Genomic DNA, 26,850 nt, shown 5'->3' with positions numbered 1-26,850 from the left:
ATGAAACATTTAAACTGTTATCAGAATAGCATACAAATTAATATCACAGATCGAAGAGGCGCATTTGCAGTCTGTAAAATTATACTTCTTTTGATGATGTGGAGCGGTTGTAAAAAAGATAATTTGACTGAGGAAGATAAATTATACGCAAGACTAGCCAGCAGCAGCATGGTTTCGTATATAGAGCATGGATCGATGGTTTCTCTTCGCGGAACACAATATAATTTTGTAACCAGCTACGTTGGGGTGCCTGTTACATTGAAGACATCTACCTCGGTTAACGATACAATTTTTGCCACAATAGATACTGCTCTTGTTACCGCCTATAATCAGTTATACCTCGAAAATAACCCAAGTATTACAGCAAATGCTTTTTCAGTTAGTCATAACGGCGTTTTTCCGATCACCGCAGGTACAACTAAGTCTAAGGACTCATTGTATGTAACGCTCCGTGATGCATCGAAACTTAAAAATAATACAACCTACTTAATTCCCATTTCGTTAGCAAGTAAACAGGGTTCATCATTAACATATTCATTGTTTTTTATTAAAATGAAAATATATATAGGTGAGCTTGCGGCAAAAATGGATATGGCTAACCGATGGGGAACAAGCGCAGTACCATCTTGGAGTAATGGTAGACTTATCATTTATTATACGCTTAGATTTGGCGCGGATGGCGTATTGACAGCACCCGATTCAGTTCGTATCTCAGTAGGATTATCTTCTGCATTCAAGCCCTCAAATCTTTCTGTTTATGCAAGTATAGCTGTCGATGATGCTACAATAAACGGTTATAGTGTGCTTTCACGTATTGCTTATCGTGCACTACCAGCAAACACTTATGAATTACGTAGATCGGTCGTTCAGATACCAGCCGGCGCAACCAAGAGCCGCGATAGCTTGTCGATCGTTTTTAAGAACAAACAAAGCATCGTCAAAAATACCTGGTATTTGCTGGGACTGAAGCTAAAAGATGTAAGTACAGATCTCCTTAGTGCACCGCCGGTTAAAACAGATTCGGCAACTACTTTAATCAGTATTTATGCATACTAATACTAAAAGTGACAACGATTGGGATGCCAACGCAAAATATGTATCAATTGTATTTAATAAAGACTAAAATGAGAACTATAAAAATCTTATGGACAGTTGTACTGCTTATCTCTTGTTTTTACAACGTAAAAGCGCAAAAACAAGAAACATTTAAACTCAATATATTGATTCCGGAAGCAAAACCAGAGTTGAAGGCATTTTTGTACTATGTGAAATCAAACGGTTCAAAATTGGAGATAGATTCTGCAGAATGGAAAAGCGGAAAATATGTATTTAAAGGCCAGTCATTTTATGGACAAAAGGCACATGTATATATTGATGCGGGTAACAAGGCATTTAAACCAAATGTATTCAAAACTGCATACCCTGTTTTCCTGGAGAAAGGGGAGATTTATTTATCGATCAGTTCAGAAGGCAAAGATGCAAAAGTAAGCCGTTCTCCATTGAATGAAGAGTATCAGGTACTTCGTGATTTGTTAAGTTCTTTTAAAAAAGATGAAGATTCACTCAAGAAAGCATATCAGATAGCAAACAGATCAAAGAACGAAAAGGAATTGTCGCGAATTTCAGCTTCACAAAAAGCTCTGGCAGAAACAAAGGAGCAAGCTTCTCTAAAGTATTTTTATGCTCATCTAAACTCTGTGGTGGTCTTGGAATTACTGCCAAATGTTGTACAAATTGCTCGAAATAAAAAATTAGCTATAGAAATGTTCAATGCACTCGATGCTAACGTGAAAAATAGCGGGTCCGGCCGCAAATATGCCGCTTTATTAGAGTCCACGGCATCCGCTGGGATTGGCGATTTTGCACCAGATTTTACGACAAAAAATATTAAAGGTAATGACGTATCGTTGACTGATTTCAAAGGGAAATATGTTTTATTAGATTTTTGGGCATCCTGGTGTGGGCCATGCCGAGCGGAAAATCCAAATCTTGTTAAGGCTTATAATCGTTTCAAGGATGATAATTTTACAATTGTGAGCCTTTCTGTTGATGAAAGGAGCGGATATTGGCGAAGAGCTGTAGCTGAAGACGGTTTGCCTTGGGAACAATTGTTAGACACTCAAGATGGTAAGAATAAAGTTGGGGTATTATATACCATTGTTTCCATTCCAAGTAATTTTCTGATTAATCCCGAAGGGAAAATTATTGCTACAAATTTGCGGGGAGATAGCTTACAAACTGAATTGGCTAGGATATTAACCGCAGAAACAAACAATACCAGAAAAAACTTAAGATAACGTTGTGAATTTAATCTAAGGCGAGCTTTATAGTTTGGCGCTTGTATGAAAATTGCCTTAAAATTAAAATGCTCAGTTTATCTTCTATCAATTACCATAAATAGGCAAAAAAAACTGGACTGCTTTTATATAAAATGGTCCAGTTTTTTTCGTGAAGAAATTTATTTACTCAATATAGCGAATTCACTCTCCATTGGCGATACAATTGTAGTTGTGTTTGCCGCGAACTTGTCCATAATTAATTTTTGTGATTTTCCCATTGACAGAGTATGTTCTCCGGTTGAACCGCTTAGTTTTAAATCCGATTGATCTTCAATAACAGTATACAAACTTTCTGTTTTCGAATTAAGCTCCAAAGAAGCCTGGCCGCTTAAAAATACCTGAAGGTATTGAACCTTAAGTTGTCCACTGGTTTTTACTTTTGCATGGTTGGCCGCAGAGATTCTGTACAAATCATCTGTGTATACCGTAACTTTGGCTACCTGATCGTTTGCCGAAACAACATCAATGCCATCACGAACTTGCGTAATTTTTACTTTCCCTTCACTTGCATCTGAATATTCAATGGCTGTGCGATTACCTTGTACAATTGTCAATTCTACATTACCACTTACCTTGATGCGTTTAAAAGACAAAGGTTTTTGGGCAACAGTTGTAGATGGTGCATTTTCTGCATGGACCGATAAAACTGTAGAAGAAGCTAATACCAAAGCTAAAGAAGATGCGAATAATGTTTTAACTAAAGTTTTCATTTGATTTAGGTTTTTATGTGTTATAATGTTTAATCGTTTTTGGTAATAAGACGCTTTGATTACCAATGCGTTTCATGAAATTCTGCAACATTATACCAGCGCGGTTACCCAATCGACGAACGTCTGATATTTAAAGACAAAAGCAAATTATTTAAGCTGTAAATCACTCGTGTTTTTATTTATCATCTGCCAAAACATTTTCATCCCTGGTACAGTTGATCTGGCCAGCAGTAAAGCCATCGAAAGTAAGCAGCTGCATTTTATCGGCCACGATCACATGGTTTTCCGTTTTCCCTTTTAAAACAAGCTTGCTGCCGCCGAGAACTGAAGTATACAGTTCTTTAGTCTGACTGCAAATGTTAGCGCAGGCATTTCCCTTCAATATGATTTGTAGGAAAGGGCTGTTTAGCGCGCCAGCGTTAATTATTTTTGCATGTTCGTTGGCTTCAATGCGATATAAATCGTTTACATAGACAATGATTTTGACAAGCAGTTTTCCAGTACCTGTAATGCGAAGCACGTCGCCTTGTTGAGTAACGCGTGCATTTCCTTTATTGTCATCAGCGTAAACCACGTCAACATTTGCTCTTTGTATTAAAACAACCTCAACATAGCCACTTACGCAAACTTTTCTAAAAGGCGAGATTTTTTGATTGTTTGCCACTTCTTTTTTTGCCGCTTTGGCATTCAGGCAAAGTAATACAAAGGCAAACATTAAAAATTTAATTGCCTTGTCGATTGTTGGTGTTGCAAATCTCATGTTTTGTTGTGTTTTTTATTGTAGCTCTAATTTTTACTGGCTGATCTTCTCAGCGTTATCATTTTCAGAATCCCCGATGCCAAGCAAATGCCAAATCAATATCATTATTGTAAGCTATTGCCTATCAGTATTTTGTATGAACGTTGCTTTTGTGTTGGGTGTTCGTTATCGAACAGGCTATGTGCGGACATGAACATGTTCAAAACCTTAATTTTCGCTTATTTGTATCCTAATCTCTGATGACAATACAAACTCTTTCCTTTATCTTTGCGACCTAATTAATATTTCCACGTCGTGATTAATGTAAATAACATCTCCGTTTCGTTCGGAGGAACCACGCTTTTTAGTGATGTCACCTTCTCAATAAATGAGAATGACAAAATTGCCCTGATGGGAAAAAATGGTGCCGGTAAATCAACCATTCTAAAAATTATCGCAGGAGCAAGTAAACCTACTTCGGGGAATGTGACAGGCCCGAAAGAAGCTGTTATTGCATATTTGCCACAGCATTTGCTTACTGAAGATAAGCTTACGGTGTTTGAAGAAACGATGAAAGCATTTGAGGAAGTCAATCAAATGCAAAAAGAACTCGATGAACTGAATGAACAACTTACCATTCGTACAGATTACGATAGCGACGATTATATGAAATTAATTGAACGCGTTTCTGAACTGAGCGAAAAATTCTATTCTATAGAAGAAGTAAATTATGATGCAGAAGTAGAGAAAGTCTTAAAAGGTTTGGGTTTCGATCGTAAAGATTTTACCAGGCAAACCTCAGAATTTTCTGGCGGATGGCGCATGCGGATTGAACTGGCTAAAATTTTACTGAAAAAGCCCGATTTGATTTTATTGGATGAACCAACCAACCATATGGATATCGAAAGTATTCAATGGCTGGAAGATTTCCTGGTTAATTCTGCAAAAGCGGTAATGGTGATTTCTCACGACAGAACTTTTGTCGACAACATTACAAATCGTACCATAGAGGTTACTATGGGGCGGATTTATGACTATAAAGCTAAATACACACATTACCTTCAGTTGCGTGCAGACAGACGCGTGCATCAGTTAAAGGCTTATGAAGAACAACAACGCTTTATTGCCGATAACCAGGAGTTTATAGACCGTTTTAGAGGAACTTACTCTAAAACTTTGCAGGTGCAATCGCGTGTGAAAATGCTTGAAAAATTGGAAGTCATTGAGATTGATGAGGTTGATACGTCGGCTTTACGTTTAAAATTTCCACCTTCGCCGCGTTCAGGTCAGTATCCGGTTATGGTAGAAGAACTGACTAAAACTTACGGAGAACATGTTGTTTTTGAAAAAGCCTCGATGGTGATTGAGCGTGGAGAAAAAGTTGCTTTTGTAGGTAAAAACGGAGAAGGAAAATCAACCATGATTAAAGCCATTATGGGCGAAATTGATTTTGACGGAAGTTTGAAAGTAGGGCACAACGCTAAAATTGGCTATTTTGCCCAAAATCAGGCTGCTTTGCTGGATGAAAATTTAACCGTTTTCGAAACCATAGATCAGATTCCATTAAGCGACGGAACCATAAAAATCAAAGACCTTTTAGGCGCCTTTATGTTTAGCGGCGATGATACCACTAAAAAAGTTAAAGTACTTTCTGGTGGTGAAAAAACACGTTTAGCTATGATTAAATTGCTTCTTGAACCGGTCAATGTTTTGATTTTGGATGAGCCAACCAATCATCTGGACATGAAAACCAAAGATATTATTAAAGATGCACTCCGTGATTTTGATGGTACTTTAATTCTGGTTTCTCACGATCGTGATTTCTTAGACGGACTAGCCACTAAAGTTTTTGAATTTGGAAACAAACGTGTACGCGAACATTTCGAAAACATTAAAGGTTTCTTGGCTTACAAAAAGATGAACAGTTTAAAGGAGATTGAGCAAGGGTAATTTTTTATCTTTTTTAATACAGATTTTGTCTCTACAAAAAAAACTTTTTTATCGTTAAATTTTGAATTGATGTAGACGAAAGATCAGAAAAAAAAAAGTATCATAGTGCAGTTTCAGCAAAACAAAAACCTCCATAATCGCAACCTTAAACCCTAATCTACGCCACTATAAATATGAATATAGAAATGTAAATGCTTAATGAACAGTATGGAAAAGTGTGGTAAAGAATATTCATTAAACAATTTAGGTTTCTAGTTGCAGAGATAGTATTGTATTTTCTATATTTGCAACCTCTGCTCCCGTAGTTCAATGGATAGAATTATGGTTTCCGGTACCATCGATATGAGTTCGAATCTCGTCGGGAGCACATTACGAGGCAAAATAGTTTCACAGCTGTTTGCCTCGTTTTTTGTTTGTTCTCTTCTTGTTATGTTGTAGCACGCGGTACGTTTCCACCTAAAAATCCATCAGCTGGTAAATCAATTCTCAATCAGGTTAACTCACTGCGTCAAAAAGATTAACATTTATACACAATCTTGCTTTTCCGCCTCAAAATTGGCATTTCTAAAAATAAAAACGCACCTTTGCCAACCAGTAAAATAACGGTTTAGGCATGTAAAAAAAAGTTGTGGTTATGGAAGAAAAAGTTGTAGACGAGGTATTGGAATTGTTAGAAAACGGCAATGATAAAGCATTAAAAACATATCTCGATCAGCTGAATATCTCTGATGTTGAAGAGTTGATTGATGAACTTCCACAGCATGCTGCAAAATTCATTGAAACCATTTCGCTCAATCGCGCGATAAATGTTTTCCGGATTCTCGATTTCCCAACGCAAGAGCGGATCATCAAAAAACTTTCGGGCAATAAGCTCAATCAAATTATTAAAGATTTACCACCAGATGATCGTACGGCACTTTTTAGCGAGTTAAAAGGCGATGTGGTAAAGAAAATGATTACCCTTTTGCCGGCAGAAGAACGTAAAGAATCGCTGGCGTTGTTGGGCTACAAGGAAGATAGTATTGGCCGTTTAATGACGCCAGATTATGTTGCGGTAAAACCAGATTGGACAGTAAACCGCGTTCTCGGACACATACGCCGTTATGGTAAAAATTCAGAAACCATTGATGTTGTATATGTTATTGATAAAGATGGCGTACTGCTGGATGATATCCGGATTCGGGAAATTCTTCTCGCCGATCCGGAATCTGTAATCGGCGATTTAACCGATACGCGTTTCATCGCACTGAAAGCAAATGATCCGCAAGAAGATGCCATCAACATTTTCAGAATGAACAATCGCGTTGCACTTCCCGTTGTAGACGAAAGTAATATTCTGCTTGGTATTGTAACGGTTGATGACATTCTTTGGATTGCGAACGAAGAATATACAGAAGATATGCACAAAATTGGGGGTACAGAAGCGCTGGACGAACCTTATCTTGATATTCCCATTTTAAAACTGGTTAAAAAGCGCGCTGGCTGGCTTATCGTACTTTTCCTTGGCGAAATGCTTACCGCCACAGCCATGCAGCATTTTGAAGTAGAACTGGAAAAAGCAGTTGTACTGTCGCTCTTCATTCCACTTATTATGAGTAGCGGCGGCAATAGCGGTTCGCAGGCATCAACCCTAATTATCCAGGCCATGGCGCTGGGCGAAGTTACACTTGCAGAATGGTGGCGGGTAATGCGCCGCGAATTGGTTTCTGGTACTTTTTTGGGCGTTATTCTCGGTACAATCGGTTTTATCCGTATTGTAGCCTGGCAAAATCTACATTTGTATAATTATGGCGAACACTGGTTTTTAATTGCCGGAACCATATTTTTTACGTTAATTGGTATTGTACTTTGGGGCAGTTTAATTGGCTCTATGATGCCTATTATTATGAAAAGATTAAAGCTCGATCCGGCAACATCTTCTGCGCCATTTGTGGCGACAATGGTTGATGTAACCGGAATTGTAATTTATTTCTCTGTTGCCGTTCTCATACTTAAAGGCGTTTTACTTTAATTTAATCAAATGGATAAGCCACATAAAATCACCACTTTATTTACCGATATCGGCGGCGTTTTGCTTACGAATGGTTGGGACAGAAAGGCGAGGGCAGAAGCAGCAAAATTGTTCAATTTAGAACCAGCAGAGCTGGAGGAAAGACATCACCTTACTTTTGATACTTATGAAGTAGGCAAAATTACTTTAGATGAATATCTGGATCGGCTGGCTTTTTATGAGCCGCGAACTTATACAAAAGAAGATTTCAAAGAATTTATGTTCAGCAAATCCCTTCCGTATAACGACATGATTCAGCTGGTTTGCGATTTAAAGAAAAAATACAACCTAAAAGTTGCCGTAATTAGTAATGAAGGGCGCGAATTGAATCAATACCGCATCAATACCTATAAATTGAATGAGTTTATTGATTTCTTTATATCGTCAAGCTTTGTGCATTTTCGCAAACCCGATGCCGATATTTTTAAAGTAGCAATAGACATTTCGCAAAGCGATGTGGCTACGAGTATCTTTATCGATGATCGCGAACTTTTTGTACAGATTGCAGAAGGTTTGGGGCTGCGTGGCATTTGCCACACAACGTATGAAGATACACGCGCACAACTTGCCGCATACGGACTTGAATTGTAACATCCAAAACAATCTATGGCTGCGGTAAAGCGGCCATAATTTCTTTTTCCTATTTTTGACTCCATGAAATTTTCATTTATCGCGGTTTTCGCCCTTGCATTAACTTTAATTTCTTGCCGTCCCGATGAAAAAACGCATCGCTACATTCAGTTTAAAACTACAGAAGATTTATATCAGTTTTTAAATTGGAAATCTGAAAACCGTTTTCCGCTTTTTAGCGCACACCGCGGTGGCCCAATGGCTGGTTTCCCAGAAAATTGTATCGAAACTTTTGACAATGCAACAAAATATCAACCTTCTGTAATCGAATTTGATGTTGCGCTAAGCAAGGATTCTGTTTTGGTTATCATGCATGATGATAAGCTGGACAGAACATCTACCGGAAAAGGAAATATTGGCAATTACACCTATCAGGAACTTCAGCAGTTTAACCTCAAAGACAATGGAGGCCAGGAAACTGATTTCAAAATTCCAACTTTAGATAGCGTATTAAGCTGGGCAAAAGGCAAAGTATTGTTAACAATAGATTTGAAAAAAGGCGTTCCCTACGCATTGATTATTGATAAAGTTCGGCAGTATAAAGCAGAAAATTGCTCAATCATTATCACTTATAATGCAAACCAGGCGCAAGAAGTGCATCAATTGGCTCCAGAGCTAATGATTTCTGCATCTGTACAGAAAAAGGAAGAACTCGAACGCTTAAATGCGCTCGGTATTCCAAACAGTAGAATTGTTGCCTTTGTTGGCGTAAGTGCACCAGAAAAGTCTTTTTATAAATTTTTGCACAGTAAAGGAATTACAACAATTCTGGGTACAATGGGCAATATAGACAAAAGTGCGAAAGCCAGTCCGGCTAAAAAAGTGTATTACCATCTGGTAAATAACGGAGCGGATATTTTGTCTGGAGATAACTTAAAACAAGCTTCAGAAAACCTCGATCAGTTTAGGTACAATAAAAAAATTACTGCGGATTTTGTAAAAGAAGATAAACAATAAATTTTAAAAGAAGGATCAAATGAGTGTTTCGGTCAAAAACCTGTCTAAACATTATCAGCAGCAAAAGGCGGTAGATTCGATTTCGTTTGAAGCGAAATCGGGAAGGATTTTGGGCTTTTTAGGTCCGAATGGAGCCGGAAAATCCACTACTATGCGCATGCTTACCGGATACATTGATCCAACTTCCGGAACCGCAGAAATTCTAAGTAAAGATGTTGTTAAAGATGCTTTGCAAGCGAAAAGGCTTATTGGTTATCTTCCAGAAAATACACCACTTTATACAGAAATGTATATTAAAGAATATTTGCAGTTTACAGGCGAAACCTATGGTTTGAAACATTTGACACAGCGGGTAGAAGATGTAATCAAAATGGTAGGTTTAACGCCAGAACAACATAAAAAAATCGGAATGCTTTCTAAAGGTTACCGGCAACGTGTTGGTTTGGCGCAGGCAATATTGCACGATCCACAGGTATTGATTCTTGACGAACCTACTTCGGGTTTAGATCCAAACCAACTGGTTGATATCCGCGCGTTGATTAAGGCGCTGGGAAAAGATAAAACCGTTATTATTTCTACACACATTATGCAAGAAGTAGAAGCCATTTGCGATGATATCATCATTCTCAGCAAAGGGAAGATTGTAGCAAATAATACTTTAGACGGCATTAAAAAAGCACATAACGCGCAAAACCTGGAAGATATTTTTAGAAAACTAACCGCTTAATATGCTCAAATTCTCCGTTGCATGGTTTTTCATGTCTGTTTTGGTTTTTGCCACATTTGTTGCTAAAGCACAAAACCGTTCTAATATTTCTATTGCTTCAGAAATTGGTTTGCCTTCTGGTAATTTTGCAAATTTGAGCAGTATTGGTTTGGGCGCGAGTTTAAAACTTGATTTATCCGTAGCTGAAAAATTGGCAATCACTGTGAATGGAGGTTTCATGAATTTTTTCGGTCGGCATAACCAGTTACTCAACGTAGCTGATCTCACTTATATTCCGCTAAAAGGCGGAGTAAAATATTCTTTTTCCGAAGGATTTTATGCCGAAGGTCAATTTGGTACTGCATTTCCGTTAAACGACGGACAAAAAACGGTTATTGCCTGGTCGCCTGGCTTTGGAAATTTCTTTAAACTCCGCAACAACAACCGTTTAGATTTAGGTATACGTTATGAAGGTTGGAGTGGTAAAAACGATGCGGCACTTGCCAGTCTTCGTACCAACAACACGCGTGGTTTTGCCGCATTGCGGTTTGGTTATGTGTTTGGTTTGTAGTAGATTAATTTGGATTAACATCTTTTAACCTTTGGATAAAAACCTGTTAAAAGCTGTTAAAAATAGGTTGCTAATTTTGTTGTTTCAAGTAAGTTGATGAATTTTAGTCTATCAATCATTAACAGCTTAATAACATGGACAAAAAATTATCGCTTTGCGTGGCTTGGTGTATTCTACATCTTGTTTACCTCAATAATATTTCCTTTTCCGGTGTTGCTTTTTTCAAAGATTTAAGTGTATTGCACTTCGATATTTTTCCTGTAAAGTTTGAAGTTTTGCAACAGCTCTGGCAAATGGCGAAGGAATTTCTGAACCTCATTTCTGCCTTTTTCCAAACCTAAAATGTATTGTTTTAGATTGTGTATACAAATATTCGTATCTACGTATAACGTTTATTCTCTCTTTGCCGGCCTGCCAATTCAGATTTCTGTTGGCCCGGTATTTTCGTTAAAGGCCTGTTTACTTTGCAGGATTAATTGAGTAACTTCGGCATTTTGAATGCCCATGTACGCAGTTTTTAAACGCGAATTATTCAGTTTTCTTCATTCTATGGTTGCGTATATAACCATAGGAATATTTCTTTTGGTATCGGGTTTGTTGCTCTGGTTCTTTCCGGATACATCAATTCTGGATTACGGTTATGCCGAATTGAGCGGGTTTTTTAGCCTTGTTCCATATCTTTTTATGTTTCTCATCCCGGCCATTACCATGCGTTCTTTCGCAGAAGAAAGACGAGAAGGAACTTATGAATTGTTGATTACACGCCCTGTTACCATTTGGCAAATTATCATTGCTAAATATTTTGCAAGTTTGGTTTTGGTGCTTTTGGCCCTCATTCCAACGCTCGTTTATTATTATTCTTTATCAAAATTGGGTTTTCCAGAAGGTAATATAGATTCTGGAGCGGTTATCGGCTCATACATAGGTTTGTTCTTGCTTGGAGCAGCATTTACCGCTATCGGTGTTTTTTCCTCATCACTCACAAAAAATCAGGTTATTGCTTTTGTAATTTGTGCAGGTTTATGTGCTTTTGCTTATTTAGGTTTTGATTACAGCAGCCAGTTGCTCAGATTTCAAAATATTGATACCACAATTATGTCGCTAGGCATTAATGAACATTATACGTCAATCAGTCGCGGTGTTTTGGATACCCGCGATTTGATTTATTTTATCAGCTTTGCTATTTTGTTTTTATTGCTCACAAAAATATCGATAGGAGGAAAGCGCTCATGATGCAAAAAAAATGGCTCCAATCATTGTTAATTGTTGTTGCAATAATCTTGCTCAATATTATCGGTTCTTCTTTTTTTCATCGGTTTGATTTTACAGCAGATAAGCGTTTTACCTTAAATGCTAAAACCGTTCAATTGCTTAAATCAAATAAGGCGCCTGTTTTAGTGACTGTTTTTCTCGATGGCGATTTGCCGGCTGCATTTAAACGGTTAAGAGGCGGCGTTAAAGACTTGCTGAACGATTACAGCGCCTATTCCAGTGCCGATTTTAACGTGGTTTTTGTAGATCCACTGGCCGGAAGAAGTCAGGCAGAGCAGGATACGATTATCAATAATTTGTATCAAAACGGGATAGAAGCTACAAATTTGAGTGTAAAAACGGAATCGGGACTTACACAGAAACTGGTTTTCCCGATGGCGATGATGGAGAGTGATGGCAAACAAATTCCGGTAAAGTTATTTTCCAATCTTGATGCCGGCGGTAATTACGAAGACAATATTAATCGATCAATCGAAAACCTCGAATATACTTTTACCAGCAGCATAAAGAAAGTAATTACAGGTAACAATCCCAGAATTGGTTTTACTGAAGCCAATGGCGAACTTTCTGATTTAGAACTTGCAGATGCCATTCATACGCTTTCGAATAGTTATGAAGTGGGGCGAGTAGATTTGAATACGATTGACAAAGAAGGACTGGACAAATTGAAAATGTTGGTTGTGGCCAAACCTCGCAAACGTTTTACGGAGACCGAAAAATATAAGATAAATTATTTTGTGATGAATGGCGGTACTGTGCTTTGGAGCATAGATCAGGTAAAAGCAGAGCTGGATAGTTTACGCGGTAAAGCGGGACAACTGGTTACGGCCAATGATTTAAACCTGGACGATATGCTGTTTATGTATGGCGCGCGCATCAATTACAATGTAATTGCCGATCCTGCAAATTGCGCCGAAATTCCGGTTGCAACCGGAATGGTTGGCGGCCAAAATCAAATGCAGTTGGTACCTTGGGTATATTACCCTATTTTGTTGCCAGATACAGGCGTTTCTGTGGTTAAAAAAATTGACGGTGTAAAAGCAGAATTTGCCAGTACTGTTGATACCATTGGTGCTAAAAACGTTAAAAAATCTTACATCTTAAATACTTCATTCTTCAACCGGACTTTTGAAGTACCTAAAGTTTTTAGCCTGCAAATGATTGCAGAACAGCCAAATCCTGCCGAGTTTAGAAATCCTCCTCAGCATATCGGTGCGCTTTTAGAAGGTAGCTTTCCTTCCGTTTTTTTGGGCAGACCGCTACCTGATGGAATCGCTGCGCCTTATACCAATGTGGTAAACAGCAAACCGAGTAAGATGATTGTAATTGGTGATGGAGATATTTTTAAAAACCAGGTTTTAGAAAAAGATGGCTCACCTTTACCTTTAGGATTTGATCGTTATGCACAGCGCACATTTGGTAATAAAGCTTTACTGCTTAATATTGTGGATTACTTTACAGATAGCGACAATTTGATTGATCTAAGAAACAAAGAAGTCAAAATTAGATTGCTGGATAAAGCCAAATTGAAACTTGAAAAAACAAAATGGCAAATGATTAATATTGTGGCACCCTTGCTATTGTTGATTTTCTTTGCGATTTTTCAACATTATTACCGTAAGTACAGGTACGCTAAATAATTTTTATATTTTTGAAGAAGACTTAATGATATCATGAGATTTATTGTATCCACATCAACTTTATTAAAACACCTACAAACGGTAAATGGTGCCTCAAGTAGCAGTACCGTTTTGCCTATATTAGAGAATTTTTTATTCGAAATTAAAGATGGAAATTTAACAATATCCGCTACAGATTTACAAACCAGTATGACCACTGCTTTGCCTGTAGAATCTAAAGAAGAAGGTAAAGTAGCTGTTCCATCCAAAATTTTGTTGGATACATTGAAAACTTTACCGGATCAGCCGATTGCTTTTAATATCGATGATGCAACTTTTGCAATCGAAATTAGTGCTGGCGATGGTAAATATAAACTAAGCGGAGAAAATGGAGATGATTTTCCAAAAATCCCAGTTGTAGAAAATGCATCTTCAGTTAATTTGCCGGCATCTGTATTGACTGAGGCCATTACCAAGACCATTTTCGCGGTAAGTAATGACGAACTTCGTCCGGCAATGACAGGTGTATTTTGTCAGTTATCGCCGCAACACATTACTTTCGTTGCTACAGATGCACATAAATTGGTTCGTTATCGCCGTATGGACAGCAAAGCCGATAAAGCAGCCTCGTTCATTTTGCCTAAAAAAGCACTAACTTTATTGAAAGCTGCATTGCCTTCTACAGATATTAACGTATCAGTAGATTATAATGCTACAAGCGCTTTTTTTAAGTTCGAAAATATTAATCTGGTGTGTCGTTTAATAGACGAACGTTATCCTGATTATGAGGCGGTTATTCCTCAAAACAATCCAAATAAATTGATTATCGACAGAAGTTTGTTTTTGAATACCTTGCGTAGGGTAGTTATTTTTGCAAATAAAACTACACACCAGGTAAGGTTAAAAATTAACGGAAGTGAGTTGAATATTTCATCTGAAGATCTTGATTTTGCAAACGAAGCACATGAACGCTTAAGTTGCCAGTATGATGGCGAAGATTTAGAAATAGGGTTTAACGCCCGTTTCTTAATTGAAATGCTGAACAATTTAAGCGGCGAGGAAGTGACACTTGAATTGTCTACTCCAAATAGAGCAGGTTTACTTATTCCGCAAACCAATGATGAGAATGAAGATGTTCTAATGCTTGTTATGCCAGTAATGCTAAACAATAGCTACTAATTCGCTGTTTAAGCTTTATTATACAAAGAAATGGCTTGGTTTTTGACCAAGCCATTTTTGTTTACAACCAAATAAAACATCCCATGAATCAACGCTACATAATTTTCAGTTTTCTGTTCATTTCTATTGGTTTTCTGGCTTGCAAAAAAGACAGTATGGAAGAAGCTGCTAAAGGCGAAGCTAAAATTAAGCTCGTTAATGCCGCAGAAACAGAATCTCCACAAAAAATCATGATTGACGGCGAAACTGCGACTTTAAACCTCAGTTTTGGCCAAACTACAGAGTATATAAAAATGAACTCCGGACTCAAAGCCATTTCGTACATCGGCACCATTTCTGGTATTTCTATAGATACATCGCTAAATTATACATCGTCCATCACCTATACTACGTTTTTGGTTATGGACAGAAGCGCTAAAAGAGAGATTCTAAATTTTGAAGACAATCTGAGTAATTCAGAACCTACAAAAGCAAAAGTTCGGGTGTTAAATTTAAGTCCGAATTTTCCAACGGGAATTAATGTAAGTGTACAGTCAGGAACTTTATTTGTGAGTGCATTAATGTATAAAGGCGCTTCTAATTATTTTTCGGTTGATGCAGGAAATAATCTCCGTTTCAATGTGGTGGGTTCTGGTGTAACCAAAACGGCTACCGCATTAGAAGCTGGAAAAATTTATACCATTTGGTTTAGTGGAACAACAGCTGCAAATATTGAAGCCCATGTAATCATGGATAATTAATTTGAATGCTGTAAAATGCATCTGCAATATTTTCGTTATTATTGCAGTGACGATTTGGTATGAAAAAAATCTTTATTTTTCCGAAACTTTTACTTTTTTGTATTCCCTTTGTTCTACTGGCATCGTGTATAAAAAATGACAACGGCATCGCCGGAGATGCAAAAGTTATGTTTCATAATATGGTGCCAACAGGCGTTGCACAAGATTTCTATTTTAATGGTGTAAAATATGGTTCTGCTGTCGCTTTTGGTAGCAGTAGTTCTTATGTGACATTACCCATAGCAGATAGCCAAAACGGTACAATTTTCAATATTTTATCTAAAAGGACATTAACGGCTATTGTTACGGATAGTCTAACCCAAACTTTGCGCTTGGGTAAGAAGTATTCATTGTTTTATGCTAAAACCTCAGCTACAGACTCTGTGTTAAGATTTTATGAAGATGATGTTCGTACAACGGATACCACTCAGGCAAAAGTGATTTTTCGCAATTTCGGTTACAATTTCTCCAATCGGATTTGGATCAGAAATGAAGGCAATACCATAAACGATACATTGTCTAATGGTGAAAGTACAACTTATATCAATCTTCCAATAAACAGCACATCTAAACTCTACTTTAATAATCTCGATTCTTTAAGTAAAGTGGATACACTTACTGCAAGTACATTTGCAAAAGGAAAAATTTATACCATATTAATTTACGGATCTGCCACCGGCGTTTTACAAAAACGCGTGGTAACCAATAATATTCAATAATTAACGTGTAATACATTCTGTATTGCTATTCCCAAAAATCAGAACACTTGGAACTACTACATCAACTCTGGGATTTTATTATCCACATCGACGTTCACCTGGCAGAAATCGTACGCGATTATCAAACCTGGACTTACCTCATTTTATTCTTAATTATCTTCGCTGAAACCGGCTTTGTTGTTACGCCGTTTTTGCCCGGCGATTCCCTTCTGTTTGCCATGGGCGCGCTGATTGCCGGCGGTAACACGGGCTTAAATATTTGGTTTATGCTGCTCATTCTGATTATTGCCGCTGTTGTTGGCAATACGCTCAATTATAAGTTGGGTAGTGTGCTTGGCGCCGGTGTATTTAAAGAGAATAATAAGATATTGAAGCTTAAATATTACCATCAGTCGCATGAGTTTTTTGAAAAGCATGGCGGAAAAGCAATTATGTTAAGCCGCTTTCTGCCTATTTTCAGAACCATTGCACCTTTTGTGGCAGGAATTGCGAAAATGCCTTTTGGCCGATTTACCTATTTTAACATTATTGGCGGTGTAAGCTGGATTTTTGCCTTACTTTTGGGTGGTTTCTTACTGGGACAAATTCCAATCATCAAAAATAATTTTGAAATTGTTATTGTAACTATTGCCGTAGTCACCTTTGTACCTGCGGTATGGGCAGCTGTAAAAAGTAAATTACAGCCTAAGAAAATTGAAAAAATTGTCGAAGGAGAAGAAGTTTAAAAAAATCAGGCTGATGGAAACGTCAGCCTTTTTTATATTTCACGGCCAATAATTTTGCCATTCTCAACACGTTGGTGAAACTCTGGGCCATCGTCTGGAGTTTCCATTTTTTTCATGTTTTTTAAATCGGGCTGACCCGCATCAATCCAGGCTGAATACCAAAAACTTCCAATACTCAGAATTGTGGCCCGCATTTGTCTTTCAACCATCTTGTCCATTATGTTTTCATACGCTTTTGAATAGTCTACAGCATACTGCTTTAGCACAATATTGCCCCGCCTGGAAAAACTGTATTTCTTATCCGAAGGAAATGATTCCGAAAGTTTTTTTTCAAAAGTGAGTACTGTATCTACCAAACCATGTGTATGTTTTACGATTTTCCAGGCCTCTGTTAAAGGATTTTCGATATATGTTGCGCGGCCCACGAAGAAATTGTAATTATCTGCAAATAATTCCGGTAACCGGCTTTCCCAAAAAGCATGGATTCCGATTTGATTGCTGAGCTGACCATTGTGGTTGGCTGATGTGTGTAACGGTACATGAGCATCTGCAATATAATGGCCGAGATCTGCGGAATGTTTCAGGATTTTTAAAGAATCGTTTAGCTTAAAAGCGTGTACAAGATAGTTGTAGGTTTTTTGAATGTGCCAGGGCAGTATGCCGTTTTTGTTTAATTTTTCTACACTATATTTTTGTACAGCAAATTCCCATTTTGTTGGGATACTATCTATGTTGGATTCGTAGTTTTCTACATCTAAATAATGCCGAGGCGCTTCCAGGGTATCAATATACCTTCGCTTATCAGGATCAATAGAATGCTCTGTAAGGTATCTAATGTTGTTTTTGTAGAAACGAATCATCGCCTGCGGCAGCGTAAAAACCGCAAGATTATTCATTTTTTTGTGCGCAAAAAAGCCCCAGGAAGTATTCAGAAATAAAGGGATAATTAACGCCAATTTTATCGTTAATCTTTTCATGTTGGAATATACGGAATTGGCTTAATTTTTTGTGCAAATCCGTTTACAATTGGTATAAAGAAAATGAGGCCTTACAAATTAGATTGAAATTATTTGCAAGGCCTATGTATTGCAAGTTTATTTAGATAGTGCTTTGCGCACTTGTGGTGCAATTTGATTTCCAAAAATCTCTATTGATTTCATCATGGCGGTGTGTGATGGTCCGCCAACATCCATATGTGCAGAAAAACGGGTCAAACCGAACATTTCCTGCATAGCAAGAATTTTCTCAGCAGTTTCATTCGCATCACCAATAATCAAAGCTCCGCTTTTGCTTCTGCCGCCATCAAACTGGCTGCGTTGATAAGGCGCCCAACCGCGTGAACGGCCAATACGGTTCATTTGCGCAGAATACAACGGGAAATAGTAATCTGCGATTTCCTGGCTTTTATCGCCAAATAAAGAATGCATGTGCACGCCAACCTGAAACTTAGACATATCGTGTCCATAAGCCTGATAAACTCTTTCGTAATAATCAAACAAAGGTTTAAACTGTTCTGGTTGCCCGCCAATAATTGCAAACATAACAGGTAGACCAAGTCGGCCTGCACGCTCTACAGATTCCGGAGTTCCGCCAACAGCCACCCAGATTTTCAGCTGATCATTTACTGCGCGCGGTAAAATTTCCTGATTAACAAGTTCTGGTCTGAATTGACCTTTCCAACTGATTTTCGGTTCTTTATTAATCTTTAGTAACAGTTCCAGCTTTTCTTCATACAAAGCATCATAGTCTTTCAAACTAAAACCGAATAGCGGAAAAGACTCAATGAAACTTCCTCTACCAGCCATTAATTCGGCTCTGCCATTAGAAATTAAATCAATCGTAGAAAAATTCTGATATAATTTTACCGGATCTGATGAACTTAATACAGAAACTGCACTGCCAAGTTTTATATTTTTGGTTACCGTAGAGGCGGCTGCAAGAATAATTTCCGGACTGGAAACTGCATAATCCGGGCGATGATGCTCCCCAATGCCATAAAAATCTAAACCTACTTCGTCCATCAGTTTAATCTCTTCAATGATTTCCTGAAGTCGCTGTTGCGCAGGTTGTATTTCGCCTTTTGCATCAATCTGCAAATCGCCAAACATACCGATACCTAATTCCATATTACTAAAGTTTATAAGGCAAAGTTAATGGATTATGCTTATGCCCAGTTTTGATGTATGGTAAGAAATAAAATCGATAAAATTTGTTTTAGATTATACAGGTTTGTTTTAGCCACGTAAGATCGGTGAAGTTGCAAGTTCTTAATTATATGGTAAACAGATTTTAAGGATAATATCTAGTTAGTTAACTTTAACCATATAAGAGATATCAGATCAGTAAAGTTGTAAGTTTTTAATTATATGACAGATAGATTTTGACAATAAATTTTAGGTGAGTTAATTATAACCATATAAGAAACTAAGTTTTTTCTGCTTAGACATTTATAATCTCTAAAATTTCTTATATGGCAGGATAAAACCAGTCTGTTGACTTTGGCGTCCGGCTTCTCCTGCCGGCTTCTGAATTATTCTATCTTTTTTCCCTTCATGGCTGTAGAGATTGCTGCATCCATTACACGTTCAGCAAACGGACGGGTAAATTCATTCAACTCGTCGGCTTTTTTCAAAATCATATCTTTCTCTTGCGTAGACAATGCCGCGCGTAAGGCTTCTATATGAACTTTTGTTTGCGCAATTTCTTCTGAAGTAAGATGCTCAGCATGTTTCTCAATAAAGCGTTCTGCAGTATATAACAACTGTTCTCCTTCTCCACGTGCTTCAATCAGCATGCGTTGTTCAACATCACTTTGTGCGTGTGTAATAGAATCAATCAGCATTTTTTCTACAGTATCATCGCTCAAGCCATAGCTTGGTGTAATTTCGATTTCCTGCTTTACGCCAGATCGCAATTCAATCGCCTGAACGGTTAAAATTCCATCTGCATTTAGTAAGAAGTTAATGTCTACTTTAGGCAAGCCTGCAGGCATTGCAGGGATTCCTTTCAAGTCAAATTCAGCCAGTTTACGGTTTTCTTTTACCAGATCACGTTCGCCCTGATAAACTGAAATTTTCATGTTGACTTGCCCGTCAATTGATGTTGTATATTGTCTGCCTGCTTTTGTTGGAACTTTACTGTTTCTGGAGATGATCACATCCATTAAACCACCCATAGTTTCAATGCCCAATGAAAGTGGAGTTACATCGAGTAATAAAATATCAGATCGGTTGCCTGCTAAAACATCAGCCTGAATGGCAGCACCCAGTGCAACAACTTCATCCGGGTTAATATTATCTTGAGGTTTTTTACCGAAAAACGATTCAACTTGTTGTTTTACAAACGGGCTGCGTGTAGAACCGCCTACTAAAATAACTTCATCAATATCTGAAACAGATAAATTGGCATCCTGAAGTGCATTTTTACAAGCAGTTATCGTTTCTGCAACTTTGGCTGATATGAGTTCTTCAAAAGTTTGTTTATCCAGTGTACACCAGATATCGCCAATTTGTTCATTAAATAAATTCTGTGTAGAAAGTGCTTTTTTCGCGGCTTCTGCCTGTAAACGCAAAGTTTGCATTAGAATATGATCGGCTGCTACTTCACTGCTGTTTAAGTTGTTTTTTTCTATCCAGTAATTCAGAATTGCACGGTCAAAATCATCGCCACCAAGATAGGTATTGCCATTTGTGGCGAGAACCTCAAAAATGCCGTTTTGAATTTGAAGAATAGAAACATCAAATGTGCCGCCTCCAAGATCATAAACTGCAATAGTTCTTTGCTCGGTTGGATCTAAGCCGATACCATAAGCCAAACTGGCTGCGGTAGGTTCATTTACAATACGCATAACATCCAAACCTGCAAGTTTTCCCGCATCACGCGTGGCTTGGCGCTGGCTATCGTTAAAATATGCCGGTACGGTAATAACTGCTCGGTTTACCGGTGTTTTTAGTGCATGTTCTGCTCTTACTTTAAGTTCCTTAAGAATCTCGGCAGAAAGTTCTATTGGTGTGTAAAAACGATTTCCGGCCTGTATTTTTACTAAAGCGTCGGTATCGTCATCAATCACTTTATAAGAAAATATGTCTTTATGCTCAGCAACGTCTTTGTAAGCACGCCCAAGCAAACGTTTCACAGAAAATATGGTGTTTGCGGGATCGGTAGTTAAAAATTCTTTTGCCTCATTTCCAACAATGGCTTCGTTTTGAGCGTTAAAATAAACCACAGAAGGCACCAGAATACCTTTGCCCGAATCATTAATTACTTGCGGGTTTTTTTCAGGATTTATAAAAGCAACCAAACTATTGGTTGTACCCAAATCTATCCCAACGATAATTTCTTCCTGTTGTAATGAACCTGTAGCCAGGTTGATTGATATTTTTGCCATGTGGCGAATTTACATACTTTGCATTGTAAAATTGTTGGAATTTAGTCAATAGTTACTCTGGTAAACTAAACGGTGATTCTGTTGTGAAAATATTCTTATTTGTTAAACAGTTTCACAGGCAAGGTGCTTTGTAAACGCATTAATTACAGGTGATTGCGATTTAGAACTCATGGTTGCTTTTATATTTAGAAAACTAGCTTTAAGTTCTTAGTCAAGTATAATAAGCGCAGTACTGAAAATAATGCTCTTATTTCTTGTGCTTATTTTTTTCTTCAATCCAAAGCGACATATATTTTGTGCTTTGCAGCATTTGGTGGCTCAAAATCTGGCCGATAAAATTATGTTGTCTGTGTTTGTTTAATCTACCTTCAATTTTAAGTACTTCAGCAATAAAATCAATCCCATACCGATCTATACGATAGCGTTGATTGATAATGTGAATGCCGTTTTTTTGGGCTTCCTGCCATTCTTTGGGCGTTGAATATAGATGTGCAGCTGCCAGAATGAATTTTTCAGGTTCGTCTTGGATTTGCCCGTTCCAAGGTAGTTTGCCCTTCATCGCCTCTGCGCCAACTTGTGTCGTAACAGATGGCGTACCCGTTTGCATGGCATCAATAAATTTGCCCTTTACACCGGCACCAAATTGAATAGGAGCAAGTAGAAGACGGTGTTTACCGATTGTTGTACGCGCATCTTCGGCCCGGCCATGAATAAAAAAACGTTCATCTCTATTTTGCAACTGGAAAACTTTCTGACTTGGATACGAACCATAAATATTAAGATTTACACCTGGAAGTTTTTTACGAAGTTCCGGCCAGATTTGTGTTTTTAAAAACTGTACGGTATTCCAATTCGGTTCGTGAAGAAAGTTGCCGATAAAAACACAATCTTTTCGCTTTTCAAAAGGAAGCCAGTTTTTAACCACATCTTCTGTTATAGAATTTTCTAAAAAAGGAAGGTAATAAATTAAAGAAGCATCCATTCTGAAATCCTTTTTTAAAATCTCCATTTCAGATTCTGAAATAATCAGTGAAAGATCGCAACGTAAAATCGATGCAATTTCGCGTTTCGCAATTTCTGAAAATAAATTTGTTGCCAATTTCTTTTTAGAACTTTCTTGGCGCGCTTGCCGTAGTAAATGTAAATCCTCCGTATCAAGCATGCACATGGCATCAGGGCATTCTTGTTTGATGCGCCAGCCATATTGTTCTTCAATCATAAACCGATCGAACAGTACATAATTGGGTTTCTGTTCATTTAAAAAAGCATCAAAACTGCTGTCATTAAGCAAAATTGCTTGTTCATTAACACCAAGTTCTTCCAGATTAAAACTAAAATCACTTTTAGACGCTGCGCAGGCAAAGGTGATTTCAAATTCATAAGCGAGAAATAATTTAATGAGTTGCACCATTCTTGTGCCTGCGGCGGATGAAGTTGGCTCAGGCCAAACCAATCCGATAATTAATAGCTTCTGCTTGCTCATGATAGAAATTTCTACAAAATAAGTGCTTTAAACGCAAAATCAAACGACGATTTGTCAAAATCAGGTAATGGAAATAGACAATCGTGTTGTAAAAGAGAATCGGACGAAGCCTTTTGAGAAATGATCGCGATTATTTTTTAATTTTGCGGCAAGTTTACACATCATGTTAGGATTAAAATTATTGACAGACCCGCGTTGGGCAAATATTGCAGAATCGAATCTAGAGGAAATTTTATCTGATCATGCCTGGTGTGAACAAAAGGCCGCTTCTAATGCAATTACTCTGATTACCCAAAATTCAGAACATCAGGATTTAGTAGATGAATTAACTGCAATTGCCATTGAAGAAATGCAGCATTTTCAAATGGTAATTGATATTATTAAAGCCCGGGGATATACTTTAACACGCGAGCGTAAAGATGATTATGTTGGGCGACTGGTAAAATTTAGTAAAAAAGATGGCAGCCGGAATACGGCTTTTATTGATCGATTGTTGTTTGCAGCGATGATTGAAGCCCGCAGTTGTGAGCGGTTCAGGGTCTTGTCTTTGAACATTAAAGATGAAGAATTATCCAAATTTTATCACGAGCTGATGGTTTCTGAAGCAACTCATTATACTACTTTTCTGAATTTTGCCCGAAAATATAGTGTTGATGTTGACGTTGATAAACGCTGGAAAGAATGGCTGGAATTTGAAGGCGAACTGATAAAAAGTTTCGGAACCAAAGAGGCGATTCATGGTTAGTTTAAGAGTCGGAGGTCTTAAGTTAGGTAAGTTATATGTTTGGAAATTAGGTGTTTATAAGTTTCGACTTTAGACTTCTGAATATTCGCTTGCTGCTTCCTATCTTCGAACCCCAGACCTCAGACCTCCGACTTATAAATATTCCACAACCAAATTACGATATCCTGATAACTGTCTATTCCTTTTTTCTGGTTATTTAGTTTTAAGAAGCGATCAAAAGTTGCATCCATATAGCCGAACATTTGGCCGTTGTATTTTCTCCAAAATTCCTTTTCTGTTTTAAAATCTGCGATCACTCCAGGATCTAGCTTATCATAAAGTTTCTGGTACTCGTCAGGCGATTTCATTCTCACTTCAAACAGAATATACCTCAGCATTTCATAATTTGCAGAATATTGATAGTGCAAATCGGGACTGTTCACTGCCGTCAAATAACCCAGCAAATTTGCTTCATCTTCATAAGCAATGCCCAATTGATGTGCGATTTCGTGGCAACTTACATAAGGTTTTACAAAATCTGGCAACAACATATTCATGTTCGCTTCGCCGGTTAGCGGAGCGTAATATCCCTCAATTCCAACTTTGCTGATGATCCATGAATTCAGGACACTCTTTAAGCAGGGGTTTTTATAAGTAAACACCGTATTTTGTTTGGCCATAAAGTTGTACGCATCTGCTGATTTTTTTTCCAATTCATCTATAGAATAGTGTGGCACTTTTGCTTGAGCAAGTTTCAGGACATTGGTCTTAGTGATGAATAGGTTTGCAAGCGAAACCAGCTGTTTCGTGTTGTATTTGTCATCTCCGATTTTCAACTGCTCGTTAATCATCGGGCGACTGTAATTTAGTCCCCATACGATTTTGAATATGATAAAGAGTATCAAGAAAAAGTTTAAAACCTGCAAAGGAATCTGGAAGCGATGACTTTTGTTGAGCTTTTTCTGCTTAAATTTTCTTGCGAAAGCGACAATTTTATATAGTACATAAACGATTAGTGCCAGGTAAATAAAATCGCCTATTGCAAAGGGAAAAAGAGACGAAGAATACCTTAAGGTTGAGGAGAGGTAAGGATAAATGCCGGGCGCATAATAACGCTCAACGATTATTGGAAAAGAGCCAAAAATGAATATCGACAAGCTTAAAATCAAATATATAGCACTTTTGATTAGAAAATTTCGAACTACCATCTGGTTAGATTGTTGCCTCGGTGAAAAAATAAACACAAATATAAATAAATTAGTGTCTCTTAGACATGTGACATACTGTTAATTACCGGCGGTTTTTTGATGAAAAATCACTGTGCGATCGAAAAAAAAAACGGAAATAATTGTATTAATAAATTACAGTCTTTGGGAGTTTTCAAAATTAAATTACTTTTTGGGGACTTCTCTGTAAATAGGTGACTTTGGATCGAGGTTATAAAAGAGGACAACGGAATCTGACGTAGTAAAAGACATAAATCGTTTGTAACTTTCTGTTTTTATAAATTTATTATAGGCATCAGGAGATGATTTTTTCAAATTTTCGAGATAAGCGTTTCTTACAGATTTGGCTTCAAAGGGGTCTACAATCCAGTTAACAGCTGAGACTAAATAGGGAAATAAAATTGCAAATAAAAATAGTCCTGCCGTTAGTCGGATAATGATTAAACACCATGCTCTTACATAATTCATTTCCGTTTTGTTGCGATAAATCATAATATTATTATTTAATTACATCTAAAATGGTTGATTTTAATCACATAATCTGAGTATATGATATTTGGGCAGATTCGGAATAATTAATTATAACTAATCGTACACCAATAAAGAAACGATATTGGAAAACCATCTGTAATTATACTCTGCTTAATTTTTAATCGTATATTTATGGTATTTTAGGCATAAATTATACTACTGATAGTTGGTGGTTCCGCTAACGTATAATCTACTCCAAATGAGGTTGAAATAAAATTAAAATCGGTAATTGTTGTTGGGTGAGCTCTATAATATTTAAATGAAAACATAAAGCTCGATAGCGGTCTTTTTATATATCGACTATCTTTAATATCTACTTTATGTAACGTATCCGGGGGATAAGGTGCTTGTACATTTACACTAATATTATTACCAAGCGCTGCGGATAAATCATAGTCGCTCGCACTATACGACCCTGAGGTTTGCGTATAATTCATGAAAAATTCTAAGGCTGCCTGGAATTCGTATATCTGCTGTAGAAAAATTTCAAACTGAGAACTCTTTTGCCCAACATAAACACCGTTCTGGATTGAGAGATTTTTTCCTCCGCCTTTAATTATATAGTCATATTTAAAATAGTTACCAAAACTACTGAAAACCACCACATCGCCTTCCTCAATATTTAGTCGTTCTTTTTCAATATCGTCTTTTTCAGCAATAAAAAACCGAAAAATTGTATTGTCGAATTCAGAAATACCAAATGTTTCATATATTTTTACAAAATTGATGCCGGGGTTGCCTTCCCTATCCAAAAGCATTGGATGATCCCATTGATATTGTACTTCCGGAAGCATATTAAATAAGTTAAAGTAGTATTGCTCTTGTTGCCTTAAAATTAGATTTTGTGGTTAAAGCGTTTGTTTCAGACTTATCTATATGTGGTTCTTTTTTTACAAGAATTAAAGAGCAACAAAGTTAGGATCAGAGCGAGTGCGTAATTTAATTTCATGTTGTACTGTTCTTATGTTTAAGGTAAGTACTAAGACTCTTACTATGCTCGAATATAACTGAAAACTAAAATTGTTTTAGGATTTAAGCTATTTTTATGTAAACAACAGCAGGTTTGATAATTGACTAACGATTAAGAATACGTTTTGGGAAAGAAGCTGACAAAATATATGAGGTTTCAACATAAATATTCAACCATACATATATAATATTTCCCGAACTTTCACCCCTTTTTAATGGATAGAACAGTTGGCTAAATATTGCGTTCGAATAATTCAAAACTACACACTTAAAGCTATGAACAAACTTTTAGTCTTTGAAATGCTAAAATGTTTTTGATTTAGGGGGTTGAAACGAAGATTATTAGAGACGGCGATGAATCAATCCGCTTTATCAATTAGGTTTTCATCCTTGTTTAAGATTGGTGCAGAATAATACGCTTTTGAATTTTGCTTCAAATTCAATACATATTCATAGACCTTCTGTTTCAATCTTGGTCAGAGAGAAGATATTTCAAGAAATAATCGTAAATCTGTCTTGGTGAGAATTTTATAAAAAATTTATATAACAATTTGATTATTAATATTTTAATTATATTTTTTTGTG

Annotated in this window: 24 protein-coding genes and 1 tRNA gene; 17 read left to right on the top strand and 8 right to left on the bottom strand. The window is 37.2% G+C overall.

Annotation, left to right across the window (positions count from 1 at the left end):
• Both ACJVDH_RS13220 and ACJVDH_RS13215 read left to right on the top strand, forming a co-directional pair.
• Positions 1 to 1,056: a DUF1735 domain-containing protein gene (locus ACJVDH_RS13220; protein WP_443943878.1), complete on the top strand. Its 1,056-nt coding sequence runs from the start codon at positions 1 to 3 to the stop codon at positions 1,054 to 1,056.
• Positions 1,057 to 1,124: 68 nt separating this feature from the next.
• On the top strand, positions 1,125 to 2,297 hold the full coding sequence (locus ACJVDH_RS13215; RefSeq protein ID WP_443943877.1) for a redoxin domain-containing protein: 1,173 nt from the start codon (positions 1,125 to 1,127) through the stop codon (positions 2,295 to 2,297).
• A gap of 161 nt (positions 2,298 to 2,458) precedes the next feature.
• On the opposite strand, the gene ACJVDH_RS13210 is transcribed toward ACJVDH_RS13215, so the two are convergent.
• On the bottom strand, positions 2,459 to 3,049 hold the full coding sequence (locus tag ACJVDH_RS13210) for a GIN domain-containing protein (RefSeq protein WP_443943876.1): 591 nt from the start codon (positions 3,047 to 3,049) through the stop codon (positions 2,459 to 2,461).
• A 175-nt stretch (positions 3,050 to 3,224) separates the two neighbouring features.
• Positions 3,225 to 3,809: a GIN domain-containing protein gene (locus ACJVDH_RS13205; RefSeq protein WP_443943875.1), complete on the bottom strand. Its 585-nt coding sequence runs from the start codon at positions 3,807 to 3,809 to the stop codon at positions 3,225 to 3,227.
• Positions 3,810 to 4,103: 294 nt separating this feature from the next.
• Here ACJVDH_RS13205 and ACJVDH_RS13200 point away from each other — a divergent pair, with 294 nt between their 5' ends.
• The 14 genes from ACJVDH_RS13200 (at position 4,104) to ACJVDH_RS13135 (ending at position 16,945) form a co-directional block, all read left to right on the top strand.
• Entirely contained in the window at positions 4,104 to 5,738 is a 1,635-nt protein-coding gene (locus ACJVDH_RS13200; protein WP_443943874.1) for an ABC-F family ATP-binding cassette domain-containing protein, read from the top strand.
• Positions 5,739 to 6,033: 295 nt separating this feature from the next.
• Positions 6,034 to 6,105, top strand: a tRNA-Arg gene (locus tag ACJVDH_RS13195).
• A 267-nt stretch (positions 6,106 to 6,372) separates the two neighbouring features.
• The gene (mgtE, locus tag ACJVDH_RS13190; protein ID WP_443943873.1) at positions 6,373 to 7,749 is read left to right on the top strand and encodes a magnesium transporter; all 1,377 of its coding nucleotides are present in this window, start codon (positions 6,373 to 6,375) and stop codon (positions 7,747 to 7,749) included.
• 9 nt (positions 7,750 to 7,758) lie between these two features.
• Positions 7,759 to 8,379 (top strand): HAD family hydrolase, encoded by a 621-nt coding sequence (locus tag ACJVDH_RS13185; protein ID WP_443943872.1) that lies wholly within the window; start codon positions 7,759 to 7,761, stop codon positions 8,377 to 8,379.
• A 63-nt stretch (positions 8,380 to 8,442) separates the two neighbouring features.
• Positions 8,443 to 9,375 (top strand): glycerophosphodiester phosphodiesterase family protein, encoded by a 933-nt coding sequence (locus ACJVDH_RS13180; protein WP_443943871.1) that lies wholly within the window; start codon positions 8,443 to 8,445, stop codon positions 9,373 to 9,375.
• A 19-nt stretch (positions 9,376 to 9,394) separates the two neighbouring features.
• Positions 9,395 to 10,102 (top strand): ATP-binding cassette domain-containing protein, encoded by a 708-nt coding sequence (locus ACJVDH_RS13175; protein WP_443943870.1) that lies wholly within the window; start codon positions 9,395 to 9,397, stop codon positions 10,100 to 10,102.
• Position 10,103: 1 nt separating this feature from the next.
• The gene (locus tag ACJVDH_RS13170) at positions 10,104 to 10,652 is read left to right on the top strand and encodes a hypothetical protein (protein WP_443943869.1); all 549 of its coding nucleotides are present in this window, start codon (positions 10,104 to 10,106) and stop codon (positions 10,650 to 10,652) included.
• A 134-nt stretch (positions 10,653 to 10,786) separates the two neighbouring features.
• Complete coding sequence (locus ACJVDH_RS13165; RefSeq protein WP_443943868.1) at positions 10,787 to 10,993, top strand: hypothetical protein; 207 nt, start codon at positions 10,787 to 10,789, stop codon at positions 10,991 to 10,993.
• 163 nt (positions 10,994 to 11,156) lie between these two features.
• Positions 11,157 to 11,885: a gliding motility-associated ABC transporter permease subunit GldF gene (gene gldF / locus ACJVDH_RS13160; protein ID WP_443943867.1), complete on the top strand. Its 729-nt coding sequence runs from the start codon at positions 11,157 to 11,159 to the stop codon at positions 11,883 to 11,885.
• Positions 11,882 to 13,564 (top strand): gliding motility-associated ABC transporter substrate-binding protein GldG, encoded by a 1,683-nt coding sequence (gldG, locus tag ACJVDH_RS13155; RefSeq protein WP_443943866.1) that lies wholly within the window; start codon positions 11,882 to 11,884, stop codon positions 13,562 to 13,564. Before gldF ends, gldG begins: the two co-directional genes overlap by 4 nt.
• A 33-nt stretch (positions 13,565 to 13,597) precedes the next feature.
• Positions 13,598 to 14,722 (top strand): DNA polymerase III subunit beta, encoded by a 1,125-nt coding sequence (dnaN, locus tag ACJVDH_RS13150; protein WP_443943865.1) that lies wholly within the window; start codon positions 13,598 to 13,600, stop codon positions 14,720 to 14,722.
• Positions 14,723 to 14,805: 83 nt separating this feature from the next.
• Positions 14,806 to 15,462: a DUF4397 domain-containing protein gene (locus ACJVDH_RS13145; protein ID WP_443943864.1), complete on the top strand. Its 657-nt coding sequence runs from the start codon at positions 14,806 to 14,808 to the stop codon at positions 15,460 to 15,462.
• Positions 15,463 to 15,521: 59 nt separating this feature from the next.
• The gene (locus ACJVDH_RS13140) at positions 15,522 to 16,220 is read left to right on the top strand and encodes a DUF4397 domain-containing protein (RefSeq protein WP_443943863.1); all 699 of its coding nucleotides are present in this window, start codon (positions 15,522 to 15,524) and stop codon (positions 16,218 to 16,220) included.
• A 47-nt stretch (positions 16,221 to 16,267) separates the two neighbouring features.
• Complete coding sequence (locus ACJVDH_RS13135; RefSeq protein WP_443943862.1) at positions 16,268 to 16,945, top strand: DedA family protein; 678 nt, start codon at positions 16,268 to 16,270, stop codon at positions 16,943 to 16,945.
• A gap of 32 nt (positions 16,946 to 16,977) precedes the next feature.
• Here the strand turns inward: ACJVDH_RS13135 and ACJVDH_RS13130 are convergent, their stop codons facing one another.
• From ACJVDH_RS13130 to ACJVDH_RS13115, 4 genes are all read right to left on the bottom strand, one after another.
• Positions 16,978 to 17,922, bottom strand: coding sequence for a zinc dependent phospholipase C family protein (locus ACJVDH_RS13130; protein WP_443943861.1), 945 nt, complete (start codon positions 17,920 to 17,922; stop codon positions 16,978 to 16,980).
• Positions 17,923 to 18,039: 117 nt separating this feature from the next.
• Positions 18,040 to 19,071, bottom strand: coding sequence for an LLM class flavin-dependent oxidoreductase (locus ACJVDH_RS13125; protein WP_443943860.1), 1,032 nt, complete (start codon positions 19,069 to 19,071; stop codon positions 18,040 to 18,042).
• Positions 19,072 to 19,475: 404 nt separating this feature from the next.
• Positions 19,476 to 21,332: a molecular chaperone DnaK gene (dnaK, locus tag ACJVDH_RS13120; RefSeq protein WP_443943859.1), complete on the bottom strand. Its 1,857-nt coding sequence runs from the start codon at positions 21,330 to 21,332 to the stop codon at positions 19,476 to 19,478.
• A 247-nt stretch (positions 21,333 to 21,579) separates the two neighbouring features.
• On the bottom strand, positions 21,580 to 22,815 hold the full coding sequence (locus tag ACJVDH_RS13115) for a glycosyltransferase (RefSeq protein WP_443943858.1): 1,236 nt from the start codon (positions 22,813 to 22,815) through the stop codon (positions 21,580 to 21,582).
• Positions 22,816 to 22,978: 163 nt separating this feature from the next.
• Between ACJVDH_RS13115 and ACJVDH_RS13110 the strand changes: the two genes are divergently transcribed.
• Positions 22,979 to 23,560 carry a tRNA-(ms[2]io[6]A)-hydroxylase gene (locus ACJVDH_RS13110; protein ID WP_443943857.1) on the top strand — a complete coding sequence of 194 codons (582 nt, stop codon included), beginning with the start codon at positions 22,979 to 22,981 and terminating at the stop codon, positions 23,558 to 23,560.
• A 119-nt stretch (positions 23,561 to 23,679) separates the two neighbouring features.
• Here ACJVDH_RS13110 and ACJVDH_RS13105 read toward each other — a convergent pair whose 3' ends face one another.
• The gene (locus ACJVDH_RS13105) at positions 23,680 to 24,696 is read right to left on the bottom strand and encodes a DUF3810 domain-containing protein (RefSeq protein ID WP_443943856.1); all 1,017 of its coding nucleotides are present in this window, start codon (positions 24,694 to 24,696) and stop codon (positions 23,680 to 23,682) included.
• A gap of 740 nt (positions 24,697 to 25,436) precedes the next feature.
• The gene (locus ACJVDH_RS13100; protein WP_443943855.1) at positions 25,437 to 26,090 is read right to left on the bottom strand and encodes a hypothetical protein; all 654 of its coding nucleotides are present in this window, start codon (positions 26,088 to 26,090) and stop codon (positions 25,437 to 25,439) included.
• Positions 26,091 to 26,850: the final 760 nt, after the last annotated feature.

The organism is Pedobacter terrestris, assembly GCF_052343045.1.
Lineage (GTDB): Bacteria > Bacteroidota > Bacteroidia > Sphingobacteriales > Sphingobacteriaceae > Pedobacter.
Note: the sequence above shows the minus strand (reverse complement) of the source record. Positions and strands in the feature narration are given on the sequence as shown.

Coding starts and splice junctions, on each gene's coding strand:
- ACJVDH_RS13125 (WP_443943860.1), bottom strand. CDS start 19,071: ATGGAATTAGGTATCGGTATGTTTGGCGATTTGCAGATTGATGCAAAA.
- ACJVDH_RS13100 (WP_443943855.1), bottom strand. CDS start 26,090: ATGCTTCCGGAAGTACAATATCAATGGGATCATCCAATGCTTTTGGAT.
- ACJVDH_RS13180 (WP_443943871.1), top strand. CDS start 8,443: ATGAAATTTTCATTTATCGCGGTTTTCGCCCTTGCATTAACTTTAATT.
- gldG (WP_443943866.1), top strand. CDS start 11,882: ATGATGCAAAAAAAATGGCTCCAATCATTGTTAATTGTTGTTGCAATA.
- dnaN (WP_443943865.1), top strand. CDS start 13,598: ATGAGATTTATTGTATCCACATCAACTTTATTAAAACACCTACAAACG.
- mgtE (WP_443943873.1), top strand. CDS start 6,373: ATGGAAGAAAAAGTTGTAGACGAGGTATTGGAATTGTTAGAAAACGGC.
- ACJVDH_RS13175 (WP_443943870.1), top strand. CDS start 9,395: ATGAGTGTTTCGGTCAAAAACCTGTCTAAACATTATCAGCAGCAAAAG.
- ACJVDH_RS13110 (WP_443943857.1), top strand. CDS start 22,979: ATGTTAGGATTAAAATTATTGACAGACCCGCGTTGGGCAAATATTGCA.
- ACJVDH_RS13220 (WP_443943878.1), top strand. CDS start 1: ATGAAACATTTAAACTGTTATCAGAATAGCATACAAATTAATATCACA.
- ACJVDH_RS13215 (WP_443943877.1), top strand. CDS start 1,125: ATGAGAACTATAAAAATCTTATGGACAGTTGTACTGCTTATCTCTTGT.
- ACJVDH_RS13205 (WP_443943875.1), bottom strand. CDS start 3,809: ATGAGATTTGCAACACCAACAATCGACAAGGCAATTAAATTTTTAATG.
- ACJVDH_RS13210 (WP_443943876.1), bottom strand. CDS start 3,049: ATGAAAACTTTAGTTAAAACATTATTCGCATCTTCTTTAGCTTTGGTA.
- gldF (WP_443943867.1), top strand. CDS start 11,157: ATGTACGCAGTTTTTAAACGCGAATTATTCAGTTTTCTTCATTCTATG.
- ACJVDH_RS13185 (WP_443943872.1), top strand. CDS start 7,759: ATGGATAAGCCACATAAAATCACCACTTTATTTACCGATATCGGCGGC.
- dnaK (WP_443943859.1), bottom strand. CDS start 21,332: ATGGCAAAAATATCAATCAACCTGGCTACAGGTTCATTACAACAGGAA.
- ACJVDH_RS13165 (WP_443943868.1), top strand. CDS start 10,787: ATGGACAAAAAATTATCGCTTTGCGTGGCTTGGTGTATTCTACATCTT.
- ACJVDH_RS13140 (WP_443943863.1), top strand. CDS start 15,522: ATGAAAAAAATCTTTATTTTTCCGAAACTTTTACTTTTTTGTATTCCC.
- ACJVDH_RS13145 (WP_443943864.1), top strand. CDS start 14,806: ATGAATCAACGCTACATAATTTTCAGTTTTCTGTTCATTTCTATTGGT.
- ACJVDH_RS13115 (WP_443943858.1), bottom strand. CDS start 22,815: ATGAGCAAGCAGAAGCTATTAATTATCGGATTGGTTTGGCCTGAGCCA.
- ACJVDH_RS13170 (WP_443943869.1), top strand. CDS start 10,104: ATGCTCAAATTCTCCGTTGCATGGTTTTTCATGTCTGTTTTGGTTTTT.
- ACJVDH_RS13130 (WP_443943861.1), bottom strand. CDS start 17,922: ATGAAAAGATTAACGATAAAATTGGCGTTAATTATCCCTTTATTTCTG.